The 13,515-nt window shown below is 46.1% G+C and carries 13 protein-coding genes; 3 read left to right on the top strand and 10 right to left on the bottom strand.

Annotated elements, in window-relative coordinates; genetic code table 11:
• Positions 1–23: 23 nt before the first annotated feature.
• The 8 genes from LLG46_03385 to LLG46_03350 form a co-directional block, all read right to left on the bottom strand.
• Entirely contained in the window at positions 24–242 is a 219-nt protein-coding gene (locus LLG46_03385; protein ID MCE5322342.1) for a hypothetical protein, read from the bottom strand.
• Positions 243–308: 66 nt separating this feature from the next.
• A complete protein-coding gene (locus LLG46_03380) occupies positions 309–1,094 on the bottom strand; it encodes a hypothetical protein (GenBank protein MCE5322341.1) in 786 nt (261 codons plus the stop codon).
• Between the two features lie 15 nt (positions 1,095–1,109).
• Complete coding sequence (locus tag LLG46_03375; protein MCE5322340.1) at positions 1,110–1,694, bottom strand: acyloxyacyl hydrolase; 585 nt, start codon at positions 1,692–1,694, stop codon at positions 1,110–1,112.
• 24 nt (positions 1,695–1,718) lie between these two features.
• Positions 1,719–3,149, bottom strand: coding sequence for a radical SAM protein (locus LLG46_03370; protein MCE5322339.1), 1,431 nt, complete (start codon positions 3,147–3,149; stop codon positions 1,719–1,721).
• Between the two features lie 184 nt (positions 3,150–3,333).
• Positions 3,334–3,972 (bottom strand): cytidylate kinase-like family protein, encoded by a 639-nt coding sequence (locus LLG46_03365; GenBank protein MCE5322338.1) that lies wholly within the window; start codon positions 3,970–3,972, stop codon positions 3,334–3,336.
• Positions 3,973–3,985: 13 nt separating this feature from the next.
• Positions 3,986–5,299: a TolC family protein gene (locus tag LLG46_03360; GenBank protein MCE5322337.1), complete on the bottom strand. Its 1,314-nt coding sequence runs from the start codon at positions 5,297–5,299 to the stop codon at positions 3,986–3,988.
• A gap of 13 nt (positions 5,300–5,312) precedes the next feature.
• Positions 5,313–6,902 (bottom strand): DHA2 family efflux MFS transporter permease subunit, encoded by a 1,590-nt coding sequence (locus tag LLG46_03355; protein ID MCE5322336.1) that lies wholly within the window; start codon positions 6,900–6,902, stop codon positions 5,313–5,315.
• Positions 6,903–6,911: 9 nt separating this feature from the next.
• On the bottom strand, positions 6,912–8,492 hold the full coding sequence (locus tag LLG46_03350) for a biotin/lipoyl-binding protein (GenBank protein MCE5322335.1): 1,581 nt from the start codon (positions 8,490–8,492) through the stop codon (positions 6,912–6,914).
• 239 nt (positions 8,493–8,731) lie between these two features.
• Here LLG46_03350 and LLG46_03345 point away from each other — a divergent pair, with 239 nt between their 5' ends.
• Complete coding sequence (locus tag LLG46_03345) at positions 8,732–9,328, top strand: TetR/AcrR family transcriptional regulator (protein ID MCE5322334.1); 597 nt, start codon at positions 8,732–8,734, stop codon at positions 9,326–9,328.
• Between the two features lie 882 nt (positions 9,329–10,210).
• Here the strand turns inward: LLG46_03345 and LLG46_03340 are convergent.
• On the bottom strand, positions 10,211–10,516 hold the full coding sequence (locus tag LLG46_03340; protein ID MCE5322333.1) for an integrase core domain-containing protein: 306 nt from the start codon (positions 10,514–10,516) through the stop codon (positions 10,211–10,213).
• Here LLG46_03340 and LLG46_03335 point away from each other — a divergent pair.
• Positions 10,478–10,858, top strand: coding sequence for a hypothetical protein (locus LLG46_03335; GenBank protein ID MCE5322332.1), 381 nt, complete (start codon positions 10,478–10,480; stop codon positions 10,856–10,858). The genes LLG46_03340 and LLG46_03335 overlap by 39 nt on opposite strands.
• A 136-nt stretch (positions 10,859–10,994) precedes the next feature.
• Here the strand turns inward: LLG46_03335 and LLG46_03330 are convergent, their stop codons facing one another.
• On the bottom strand, positions 10,995–11,279 hold the full coding sequence (locus tag LLG46_03330) for a hypothetical protein (protein ID MCE5322331.1): 285 nt from the start codon (positions 11,277–11,279) through the stop codon (positions 10,995–10,997).
• A 251-nt stretch (positions 11,280–11,530) separates the two neighbouring features.
• Between LLG46_03330 and LLG46_03325 the strand changes: the two genes are divergently transcribed.
• The gene (locus LLG46_03325) at positions 11,531–13,471 is read left to right on the top strand and encodes a S8 family serine peptidase (GenBank protein ID MCE5322330.1); all 1,941 of its coding nucleotides are present in this window, start codon (positions 11,531–11,533) and stop codon (positions 13,469–13,471) included.
• Positions 13,472–13,515 lie beyond the last annotated feature (44 nt).

Below are 13,515 nucleotides of genomic sequence, written 5' to 3'. Positions count from 1 at the left end.
CAAAAGAACCTACACAATAGCATTCACATGTTGCGTAACGCCGATTCGTCTTGCAATATCAAGTCAAGCAAGCAGATGTCCGCCGCCCACAGTTGCAGCTTCCTACACCCAGGGCATAGTTCTCTGGCCATTTGTCTAGCTTTGCGGGCCAACTCGTCCCAGTCGGCAAAGTAACTCTCAGTGTGCTCCAGTTGGCCGATAACCAGATCATCGGCTACAACATCTATTGTCAGCGTTCTCATTCATTCCTCCCGCCACCAGCACACTGCAGTAGGCTACACTATTACAAATTGCTGTAAAGGTGTCGACTAGTGAAAGAGAGCATCGTCCAAGTTGGTATTGACTGCGATATTGCTAAGCTTGAAAACGGCCGCCAGTTCACTATCAGCCGAGCGCATTTCCACTTTAGTAGGAACCCATAGTCCATTCACCTGCATCGGTTCCAGATAACGACAAGTCAGCCTGAGTGTGTCTCCTTCCGATCTGTAGGTGTCGCATTCGTGGAGCGTGAGCGTTTTCATGTCGATTGTTATGCGGTAAAGTTTGCGCGAACTGTCAATGCGTAATAGATCGAACACGTAGAATTCATCAGTGCCCTCGTTCAGAATTCCGACATCATTGATGGCAAACTGATCCCAAATCTCTGGAGTCACCAGTCCGAGAAGCATGGCGAACGGCCTATATTTGGCGTTTTCACCGAGCGGTTTCGTCTTCTGATAGCCTAATGACTTGATTCTGAATATACTATAGTCGTGATTGGTGATGGAGATGACCCGCAGACGGTGGGCAGTACCCTCGATGCGGCTGCAATCCGGCACCTTGAAACGCACCTGGGCATTCTTGATTCCATACTCAATCACACGGCCTTCACCCATCTTTTTCAGCACTTGGTCATTCCTGTAATCGACAACTAATGTTGCCGTCAAGTCTTCGAGATTGATGTGCTCCTGTTTCATTCTGTTACGTAATGTGTCACAGCCGCCATTTTTGTCAGCCAGCACGATTTCGGCTGCATACTCGGGGAGAGATGCCGAAAGCATGACCAGCGTCACTACGATAGTTAGCAGTTTTCTCAACGGGTCTGTTGCGCTCATCTGTTCATCCTCCAATTATCTGTACCAGCTATAGCCTATGACAACCGTGGTCGCATTGATCCCATGGTTTGGTCGCTCGATACCAGCATTTGACGCGTGGTAGAATCTGTATTCCAAACTCACGGCGTTGTTTGGACCGGTGGCATAATGCAAGCCCACAGACAGTCGCTCACAGAAGTTGTTCTTTGTTGCCTGTCCGCTTACTTTGTCACGCATATGCATCACGCCAATTCCTGCGGTATAGTCTGCTGCGAACCGTCCGTGAACGAAAAAGTAGTTTCTGTAGTCGCCTAGAATCGCACCGGCATTGTTGTTTCCACTGCCAATCTGCTCTGATAGAAACAACTCACAGCCGAGGCTTTTCCTTGGTGATATAAACTTCCCATACTCAACGCCAAGACCATCGAAGCAAAAATGAGGCACATGGGTACCACTCGGTATTCGATGGTTCTCGCCGGTTCCAAGCCACTGTGTCCACTGCACGTCACCACGCTGATGGAAGCCAAGGTCGCGCTCGATACATAAAGCAGATCCTGGAATCAGCAATAGAGCTAGAACGAACAATGCCAAGCGAATACCGTCTTCATTCCAAAACATCATCAAAACACCTATTCTTTCAACTATCTAGTGCTTGATTCCAACTGATGAGTGGCTTACGGCATTTTGCAGAACTTCATTCTCCGACGGGTCAGGCAGTTTATCCACATCACTTATTGGGTATGGGAATGGTCCAGAATGAGGAATCTTATCGATCCAGCGTGATCTGAACTCTGGATTCTGCATTCTGCAGCATGAGTTATGACAGCCATAATTTTCATGACTAACGATTTTTTGCCAGGATGCTTCCACTTCCCCGTTTCTCACATTGCCGAAAGACAATGGGGTGAAATCACATGGAGTCACATCTCCGAAAGCTGTAACATAAAACTGACACCAGCCTGCGAAGCAACCATTCCCTGTAGGTCCATTGATATGAGCCTGAGTTATAACTTGCGGAAGCGGATGCCCGATGTTGCACTCTTCTTCGATCCGGCAAAGCTCCGCTTTGTCTTCATCAGTCAACAGGTGTTTTCTGTCTTCCAAAAGCAGGCGGCCTGTGGGAACGACATCAAAGATTGTGATTTCGTCTGTACCGATCGTTTTTGCCAGTTCAATCATTTCAACTATCTGGCCATTATGGAGGCGCTCAGGAGTGGCATATGTGGAGATACCTGTCATTATACCTGCATCTTTACAGCGCTTTAGCCCATCGACAGCTTTCTGGAAACAGCCAGGCACGCGGCGCATACTGTCGTGCTCATCAGGATTGGGCGAATCTATGGAGACATGAATGGCATACAGACCTGATGCGGCCAGCTTTTTTACATTCTTATCATTAAGCAGCAGGCCATTACAGAACATCAGTGCGATAGCCTCATCCTTATCGACATAATCTATAAGCTCATAGATGTCTGGTCTGGTCAAGGGCTCGCCACCTGTAAAAACAATACTTACAACACCAAGTCGCTGGGAATCAGTTATCACTTTCTTCCATTCATCGGTTGTAAGTTCGACTTTATCTGGATCCTTGTATCTGACTGCACTGCAGTGGACACAATTGGCCTGGCACTTTGTAGTAACCTGAAGCGTACATACTGTCGGCTGAGGATGGCCATCCAATACCAGCGCCAGGTGATTGCCGAGCAGTTTCATCGAAGCCTTCGTTGGCACTGGAGGCTGATATGAAGTATATATTAGTGCATCATCTCGTCGGATTATAGGTTTACCTCGTCGACGAATAGCATCCTCAACACTTTTTATAGCCTTTTTCGCATCAGGAATATTCGACATTGGACCGGTTGCTGATGCCAAGAAAGTTCCGTCATCAGTAATTTGAGTTGCCATTCCAAGTAGTTCGATGTGTTTACCTTTTTTGAATTTTCCGATAGTTGACACATATATCTTTATGGCTGCGTTGTCTTTAAGCCGCGAACCGAGAACCCGGGCTAGAGGTCCTGAGAACTCAATTTCCTTTCCATGCCATAAATCAAGTAATGAAAAATGCTTATTAATCATCAATACACTCCAATCTCTAAATTCAACGCGGACGGCTGAGTATGAATCTTGTTTTGTATAATCGCATCCACTTGCATAACAATAGGTATTAAGCAGATGTAGATTAAAGTCTTGAGACTCTCTCGAATCATGTGACAGCGCCTTTTTCATATTGTCATTAGCAGATAGACACTAGATCGAATACTCAGACATTCAATTTTGCAAGAACACTGTCAGCAATTATTTCTTCGGCTGTGTCAAATCCTATTGAGCTTGTATCGATTGAAAGATGATATTGCCTTGCGTCTGTCCAATCACTGCCGAATACAATATGATGATATCGTTTGCGATCCTGATCGTTTCTTTCGATTAGTTTCATTGCATTTTCAGAAGATAAATCATGTATCTCCTGAATGCGTTTGGAACGAAAATCCACATTGGCGTGTAGAAAAACTGCAAAATGCCATGGATTGTCTCGCAGCAGATGATATCCACCTCTGCCGATAATAACTGAAGACCAACTCTTAGCGATCTGCCTGATAACTGAAGATTCCGCAGTGTGAAATTCGTCATCATTTGGCGGTAAATTTGCAGGCGGAACATAGCAAAGCTCTGGCTGCCCTTTTTCAAAACTTCTCAATAATGATAGCCATACAGGGGTAACCTTTTCATCACTTGGTTCTGCGACCTCACTGGAGACATTCAATGACTTTGCTGCTTGGCGTAAAATATCCCTGTCTGCATATAAGATACCAAATCGAGATGCCAGTTTCTGGCCCAGGTATGAGCCTCCGCTTCCAAGTTGCCTGCTTATTGTGATAACGAATGGTGTTTGTTTTATCACTTAATGAAGCCTCCTATTTTGCATATTTACCGATTGCTCGTTCCAGTTCTGCCTGTGATCCAAGTTGCTCATATCGAGCGTTGACTACATTCGTCTGCGCTTGTGTAAATGTCAGTTCGGCATCACTGAGTTCAACCTGACTCGACATGCCTTCCGAATAGCGCGCACGCGAGAGCCTTAGGCTCTCTGCAGCCTGTTCAAGCTCTTTATTTGCAGTAGCAAGTTTCTCGGCTGCATTCTGAACACGGACATACGCAGTTTTTACTTGCAAAGTAATTGCAGCTTTTGTGTCTGCTTCAGCAATCTTTGCTGATTCAATACCTGCCTTTGCCTGCTCTTTTCTCCCACTAGTTTCGCCGCCATCTGAAAGTGGAAATGTTGCAGATAGCCCTACATAAGCAAAATTCTCTTGCTCGATATCGTGAATAGCATCGACCTGCCCTCCGGCACTGAAAACGAAACTGGGAGACATCCCGTTCTTTGCCAGCTTATAGCGAAGCTTTGATGCGCTGATGTTTTTAGATGCGATTGCTGCTTCAGGGCGTTTTGCAAGAGCTTCATTGAGGTAAGTCTCGTAAGGAGCAAGGTTAAGTGCGTCTTCATTAGGCTTATCTACTTCGAAAGGTGTATTTACATCGACCCCAATTATGCGGTTTACGACAGATTTCGTAACTTGAATAGCATTCTGAGCTGTTATAATAGACTGTTGTGCTGCTGAAATTGAGGCATCTGCCCGTATGATGTCCACTTTTGATGCAATTCCAGTGTCAACAAGAGCCTGTGCCGTATGCTTTCGTGTCTCGGCATTTTTCATTGCTTCTTTAGCAACATCCAGCAATTCCTCGCTACGAAGAACATCATAATATGCCAGTTTTGTCTGTAAAACTACATCGTTACGAGTTCCGGATATGTTTAGCCCTGCTGTTTGCGCATCGATTTTTGCCACATTAGTTCCGGTGCGAATCATTCCATTGAAATCAAGAACCTGAGAAACGGACACTCCATATGATGCCGCTGCTTTGGGTATATAAGGAAAGCTGCTCAAGATCAAATTTCCATTATCGATTCCGACCGCAAGCGGAAGATTTATGACATCGCTTCTGTCTTTGCCCTGACCGAATACATTAAGATGCGTATTACCCGCTCCTTTTACTTCCTTTATCCGACCAACGGCAATGTTTGCATCTTGTTGTGATAATTGAATTGATCTGTTATAAGCAATTGCAGTATTGACACACTCGTCTATCGTCATCTGTGCCTGTCCAGAACAAATAGATGGTAATATGCAAAGAATCACACATATACTTGGTTCTATTCTTAACTTCATTTGTAACCTCCGATTAATGCATACTCACTTGAACTTTGGAATCATCCGGTTTCGGGTCGCGCAAGAAGAAAACAAACGGCAAGGCCAGAGCAAATGCCAATGCTATAAAAAGAAACAAATCGTTATATGACATTAATACTGACTGCCCGAGTATTGATTGGTTCAATACAGCCAGAGCCCTTTGGGTAGCGGTGTCGATTGGTGAACCATTGCCCATAAAGAAATGCTGAAGCATATTGAACCTTGAAAGAGTCTCTGGATTATATATAGTCACGTGTTCAGCTATCATTGTGGTATGAAACTTCATACGCTGGGTCAGAATTGTGGAAATTAGCGATATACCGATCGTACCTCCGAGTTGACGTACCATATTAAACAATCCTGATCCATCACCAAGATCATTTCCAGTCAGACCTCCGAGAGTTGCGGTCATAAGTGGCGCAGCCAGTAAACCAATTCCTGTTCCCAGAAAAACCTGTGGTAGAAAGATGTGCTCCGGGCCACTGAGATAGGTAACTTTAGTAAGTGCATACAATGATATAAAGCAACAAATTATTCCGGCAGTGACTAGAAGACGTGCAGAAATGCGAGTTGAAAGCACCCCGGAGATCATCATGCTTAACGTTGAGGAGATAGCCCAGACCAGCATAATGACACCAGATTGCTGTGCGGTATACCCTCGGAGATTTTGCAAAAAGACCGGCAGCACAAACATCGTACTGAAAAGCCCGACACCTGTAATGAACGAACAAACGCATCCAGCCGATAACGCTTTGTTTCTTAGTATGCGTAGATTAACTATCGGGTAACGAGTAGTCAAAACACGATGGATAAAGAGGATCATCCCTATGACGCTGAGGATTGCCAGCCATTTAATAAAATCTGATTCCAGCCAGCCTTGGCGCTCGCCTTTTTCCAGCAATATCTGCAAACAACCCAACCAGATCGATAACCAGATAATCCCTGATATATCAATTGGCTTGTCTGTATCTCCAGGAGTCTGTGGTTCCTTTATCAAAGACCACAAGATAATTGCCGCAATGATGCCTGGAATTACATTGATATAAAATATCCATGGCCAGGAGTAATTATCTACCAAATATCCACCTATAATCGGCCCGAGTGCAGGGCCGACCATCACTCCTACTCCACATACTGCTGAGACTATTCCAGCTTTCTCGGAAGGGTAGACATCTAACATAGTCGACATTCCAGTGGACATAAGAGCTGCACCACCAACTCCTTGTAAAACACGATAGAATATCAGTAGTCCAAGTGATGTTGCCGTTCCACACAAAAACGAAGTCACAGTAAATGTAATTACTGAGAACACCAGTAGCTTACGGCGTCCATATCTTGCTTCCAACCAACCGGTCATAGGAAGAAATATGACATTGGTGAGCATATAGCCTATAGACACCCAGGTGATTTGATCCATCGTGGCTCCAAGATTGCCCATCATTGTCGGGATAGCAACATTGATAATAGTTGCATCAATGGCAACCAAGATTAACCCAAGCATAATTCCAATCAAAACGCCTAGTCGCTGATACGGCTTATAACGCATGTATTCAGGAATCAACTGCTCTTTTGTATCATTCATAATTAGCTCCTATCGAGTTGCAATAATTGCTGTAACTGACATTCCTGAATGCAAACGATTAATATTGGACTGGTCAGAATCGATAAGAAGCTTAACAGGTATTCGTTGAACAACTTTAGTAAAGTTGCCTGTTGCGTTGTCTGGTGGGAGCAATGCGAACGTTGCACCTGTACCGGATGCCACACTGTCAACTTTCGCCTTAAACGGTTTTCCAGGCAGCGCATCAACTTTGATTTCAGCGCTCTGTCCAGCTTTTACATTAGCAAGCTGAGTCTCCTTAAAATTAGCCACAACCCAAATGTTTTTTGAAGGAGGAGGAACAATAGCCATAAGCGGAGTGCCTGGTTGAACGAGTATACCTTCGTTAACACTTCGCTTACTGACAATTCCCGATACAGGAGCAACAATTCTTGTATATGAAAGTCTAAGCTTGGCATCGACGAGAGCCGCACGCGCCTGACTCACTCTGGCCTTTGCCTGATGTTCTGCGGCCACACTCATCTTGACCTGTTGGGGAGCAGTCCTTGCCTGTGTGAGCTGTGCCAGAGCTTGCTGATGACGAGCTTGTGATTGATGAACGGCTTTCGATGTCGCAAGCAACTGCGCCTGAGCCTGTGTTACTCCCGCGACGGCGGCCGTATACTGCTGTTTTGCAGCAGAATACTGAGCTTGAGCCTGTTCAATAGCCGCATTAGTGGCTGTTACCTGTTCCTTGGCGGCGCGCAGATCTGCCTGCCTTGCGTTCAGTGCGGATTTGGCAGAACTCAAATGTTCTTTGGCTGTCTGCAGTTGGGATTTGGCTGTTCGTTCACCGACCGACGCCTGTTCAGCTGCCTGTGCTCCGATTACATTGTCAGACAATAACTTCTGATAGCGCTTGTTGTCATTGGCTGCTTTGGTGTATACTGCCTCGGCTGATTCTACTTCGGCGCCTGCGGACCGAACGTCAGCCTCTGCTGTTTCGACCAGGGATGAGGCAGCTTCTACCGCAGCATTGGCGCGCATTTTCTGCGCATGTGCAGACACGACAGATGCTTTTGTGGTTGCGATGTTCGCTTTTACGCTTTGTGCATTAGCCGAAGATTGTCCTACAAGAGCTTTGACACGATATACATCAGCTTCTGAACTGGCGACAGCACTTTCGGCCTGATTAACACCCGCTTCTGATTGTTGAATCTGAGCATTTCCTGTGTCGCCGGTTAATCCGACATTGACTCCACTCGCTTCAGCAGCAGCAACTGCTGCTTCAAGATTTGCCTCGGCCTGCTGAACTGCAGTTTTATATGTCGAGTCATCCAAAACCACGATAAGCTGTCCAGCTTCGACGTGCTGATTATCTTTAACATATACATGCTGTACTGTTCCGCTTACTTGGGGAGCTATTGTGATAATATCAGCAGTTAGATAAGCGTCATCGGTAGATACATGTGAGGATGCATACCTCCAGTAATGAATGCCAAATAGTATTGCCACAATAGCAACTACCGATACTAAAACCTTGACAAATGGATTCTTAAGTCCGGTTTTCCCTGGCTTTCCTAGTTTTACGTGGCTCTCTGTTTTAGATTCCGAGTTATCAGTTTGGCTCATTACATTCTCCTTTAATGCGACTATGGGTAACCGCTAGTATCTCGGATATCCCAAATGGTAGATGCGTGGTATAATGTGAGTGACCACTAACTAATTCTATATTATGCCTTAATCCTGGACTTGTCAATAGGCCGGTTTTGCAGTTTTTTTCGCTTGGCAACCGGACCAATTTACCGAAAGAGTGGTGATTAGTGTAGAATATAGTATTGATGGGTTAGATGGGCTACAAGGAGGATCTCATGAATACTAATGAACAAGGTGGTAAAGGTAGTTTTGATGAAACAAAAGATCGCTTGCTTGTATCCGGATTAAATCTCTTAGCAAAGAAAGGGTATCGTGGAGCGGTTACTCGCGACATTGCCAGCGATGCTGGAGTAACTGAGATGACACTATTTCGCCACTATGGTTCTAAGGATAAGCTGTTTGCCGCAGGTATTACTAAACTTGGCGAACAACTGCTTTCAGTTATTCCTGAGCCAAGTGATGATGTAGAAGCTGATCTGCTATTATTATCAAATAATCTTTTGAAGCAGATATCATCCTCTCTATTCATCCATCTTATGCGTGTCCTCCCCGAACTGGAAGAACACAGCAAATTCAAAGAGCAGTTCGACAAAATAAGAGATCAGTTCAAGGCAAAGTCTCAATCACTAATCAGCCACTGTTCACAAGTGATTGACCATGCAGACTATACTGATGAAATGCTTATCTATATGTTTATGGGTCCTATTTTCCTATATTCTCTGGATGTGTTAGATAGGGATAGTAGCACCAGCTTTGACAACACACAGCATGTTCGATTCTTTTTGAAAGGGCTCTATTCTGATAGAAAATAGAGCCCGCATCTCAGATCAATTTTCTCCGCATTTATGCGTTTGAGCTTTCTTTTCTATAGTTGTAGGAAGCATATCTCACGGGGAAGCTGATAAACGTCCGTTGATTGTCCATAGCGCGACATCAATGATTCATAGAGCGGTTCGTGATTTTAACTCTTGCCCGACCAATTATTAAAGTAAAACTTTTCTCTATGCGATTTTACCCTGTCGGGGTTCCGGCAGGGTTTTCGCGTATTTATGCGCATAAAGCAGGGATTTGGGTGGTGCTGTCCGAATTAATTCCTGTGGTCGAGGTTTGGCTGTACCCTGCAAAAAGTCCGTCCGAGCTGTTGCACTGCCTGAAATCCAGATTTTCGGCAGGAATTTTGTCAGCGGCTGCGTAACTAAAGCAACGTTTCGGTCGCTGGCAACTGATCTATGGAGGCAAAATGTGCGGCGTATTACTGTGATTACACAAAAGTGTACGTGGCTAAGCAATTGCCAAGTCAGACCGGTGATTGGAATCAAATACCGGGACGTCAAAAATCAGGCAGCTTTTGCCTGGTAGTTGTGATATAATCCACCAAGGATCGGTTCTGATTCCAGCGGGATATCGGGCGAAAGCTGCGGTTTCTCGACCGTGAGGTCAACAATCGGCGGCATGTGATCCAAGCTGCTGCGAGTTCGCACTGGATGATTGTACCTAGCAAAAACTCGGTCCGCGCGGTTTACATTGGCTGTGGAGCCGTAATCGTGGGGGTTGTGCAAGCCGACCGAGCCGATTAGGACCCTGCTGGGGATGATCAGAGTGCGAGAAAGCCGTGGATTTTGCTTTTCAGACGTGGCCAAGGGATCGCCGGGTTCAGACCAGCGGTCAAATGAAGCGATCTTGGGACAAATAATTCAGGCGGCCTTTGCTCGATAGTTGTGATAGAGCCCGCCAAGAATTGGCTTGGATTCCAGCACAGCATCGGGCGACAGCCGAAGTTTCTTAACCGATGGAAATGCAAGTGGCGGGCTGTGATCAAGACTGCTGTGGGTTCGGACTGGGTGGTAGTCGCTATACACATATTCCCTGAGCAACTTGTACAGATGCCCTTCGTTTAGAGGGATTATGTGATCAAGTAGCTCCCGACGTAGGATTCCAATGATTCTCTCGGCAAATGGATTTTGCCAGGGGCAGTGGTATGCGGTTCGGACATCTTCTATGCCGCAACGCTGGAGAAAAACGAGAACGCTTTTGCCATAACACCGATCATTATCACGAACGAAATACTCGGGTTGATCTCCAAATCCAGTCGCTTCGCGCAACTGCTGGATTACCCAGAGCATCGTTGGGTGTTGGGTAACCCCAAAGTGGACAATCTGGCGTCGTTCGTGGTTCACGGCAATGAAGACGTAAAGGAGTCGGAACGTGAGTGTCGGGACCACGAAGAAGTCGGCGGCGCAGGTTGCGTCCATATGGTTCTTGATGAACGTCTTCCAAGTTTGTGCGGACGCGCTCATGTCTCTTGTCGGTTTGGGCAGATACTTCCGAATTGTGTTCGGTGACGGAGGACGGAATCCGAGATCAATCAACTGATCGTGTATCCGACCCGGACTCCAAAGTGGATTATCTGCATTGATCTTCCTGATTAGTCGTCGCATTTCAGTCGAGACAACGGGACGTCCATTTTTACGTAGTGATTTACGACGCCAGAACTTCTTGAATCTCATCTTGTGCCAGCGCACTTATAGTATCAGGTTTCACGACGCATAGCGCATCTTTCCATTCGACGAAGAATTTCGACAACAGAATCCAGATCATACGGAATTCCGGGGTGCATCGTGGCTTGCGAACAATGCCTTTTACTTGCTTTTCTTGATACAGCGCAAGCTGGGTGCGCAGAGCCAGATTTTCAAGCACAAGTTTGTGGCGCGACTTGAAACAGTCTCGGAGAAATCCAAACGCATAATTCAACAACTCTAGCATACTGACATGCTATCATAAAGTGATCAGTTGAATATAAGGTTTGTGAATGGAGATCACTGTAAGCGACAAAATAGAGAAACGTTCATTGACAATTGCAGCATGCCCAAATATACTCCATTATGGCACTTAGGCATAGAAATAGCCGCCCTTGAGCTTAGCTGACATTACGACGATTCTTGTGAGGCTGCCCGTGCGGCTCCATATATGTTTCGAAAATGTGCCTGTGAGGCAGCGTAACCTCGTAGAGGAATATGATGAACAAGCATTTTTTCTGCATCGCCTTAATCTTAGCTCTGCTTGTAATGAATGTAGTGTCCGTTGTGGCGTCCAATGTGATCTATGTAGACTGTAGATCTTGTGGCCGAGTGCAAGATGGAAAGTCGTGGGCTACTGCGTTCGAGTACATTCAGACAGGCCTAGATTCCGCTAACAGCGGAGACCAAGTTTGGGTTTCTGAAGGAGTCTATTATGAATCGCTCTTGATAAAACCCAATGTCGCTCTCTATGGCGGATTTTCTGGAATGGAAACTGCACTTGCACAGCGTGATCACAATGCCAATCCCACCGTAATAGACGGACTTGATTCAAATTCCAGCGTTGTCTATGCATCCTCGGGATCCACGATTGATGGATTTGTTATCAAGAACGGTGCCTGTGGCATCAGGGGCAGCAATGCTGTTTCCGTCATCGTGAGCAACACTATTGTTGACTGCAAAGTTGGCATGGATCTAGTGTCACTCCAGCCGACCAATGTGCCAGACAGCACAGGAACGCACTGTCCTGTTATAAGGCATAACGCCATATCCAACTGCACTTGTCCGGTTTCGGCTGAGATCAGTTCTTACGTGAGTAGGGCGGACAACTATATTATTTCCAACGACTCGGTGACATCCAAGGATGGGTTTCAGGAACCTGCCTTTGTTCCAGGGCAGATTATTGTTAGGATGAGGTCGGAGTACGACTCATCAGTTCGCGACGGGACACTGACAAATACTCAAACTAGCCGACTTGCCAAACTTAATGCCAAGCATAGCTTGCGAAAAATGGAGATGCTGCTCAATCATCCTGTGGACAGTTCTCCGCATTTATTACGCAAAAGAGTAACTTCAGCAGCCTCGACGAATATTGTTGATATAGAAAGCAGATTCCAAAGAACTTACAAGCTGACGTTTGATGAGACTGCCAATGTTGAACAGATTGTAAGTGAGTATCAGGCCGATCCAAACGTAGAATACGCCCAGCCCAACTATATTTACCAAGCTCAATTCGATCCTGACGATTATTACTACAACACGGACTTGGCATCACCTCCAGTATATTCTTGGGGACAGGTATATCCCGATCTGTGGGGTCTCAAAGAAATAGGTTGCCCGGATGCCTGGGACCTCGCTAAAGGCGAGGGTGTAGTAGTTGCAGTAATCGATACGGGAGTAGACTATAATCACATAGACCTTGCTAACAACGTGTGGACAAATCCTGGTGAGATTCCGGGCAATGGAATCGACGACGATGGAAACGGCTACATTGACGACATTCACGGCTGGGACTTTGCGAATTCTGACAGCGATCCTCTCGATGATTTCGGACATGGAACTCATTGCTCTGGCACAATTGCGGCTATTGGAAACAATACCATTGGTGTTATCGGTGTTGCACCGCATGCCAAGATCATGCCTGTCAAGTTCCTGAATTCATCAGGTCACGGATCAAGTGCGTTAGGTGCAGAGGCTATTTACTACGCCGCTTTAAATGGTGCGCAGGTGCTGAGCAATTCGTGGGGCGCAGACGGAGTCACTTCAGACCCTACCTTAGAAGCGGCAATTGATTACGCGTGCTCACTAGGGTGCGTTGTTGTCGCTTCGGCCGGGAACGACAACACTGATGTTGCCACCCAATCGCCCGCAAACTACGAAAAAGTTATTACGGTAGCATCGACAGACTATGAGGGAAAGAAGGCTCCATCATCAAACTATGGCAGTGGCGTTGACATATCAGCGCCAGGAGTCGACATTCTGTCTTTGAGAGCTAGCGACACCGATATGTACGGCGACGGCTCTCATACAATCGGCACAGACTATATGATAGCCAGCGGAACAAGCATGGCATGCCCCCACGTTTCAGGAGTTCTTGCGCTTGTCTGGTCACTACATCCAGACTGGACGTGTGATCAGGTAGAAGAACAGGTGTTGTGAACAACTGACAATATAGACGACCTTGATCCTGCATATGCCGGTCT

Source organism: bacterium, assembly GCA_021371935.1.
Taxonomy (GTDB): Bacteria; Armatimonadota; UBA5829; order UBA5829; family UBA5829; genus UBA5829.
This window is presented reverse-complemented; position numbering and strand designations above follow the sequence as displayed.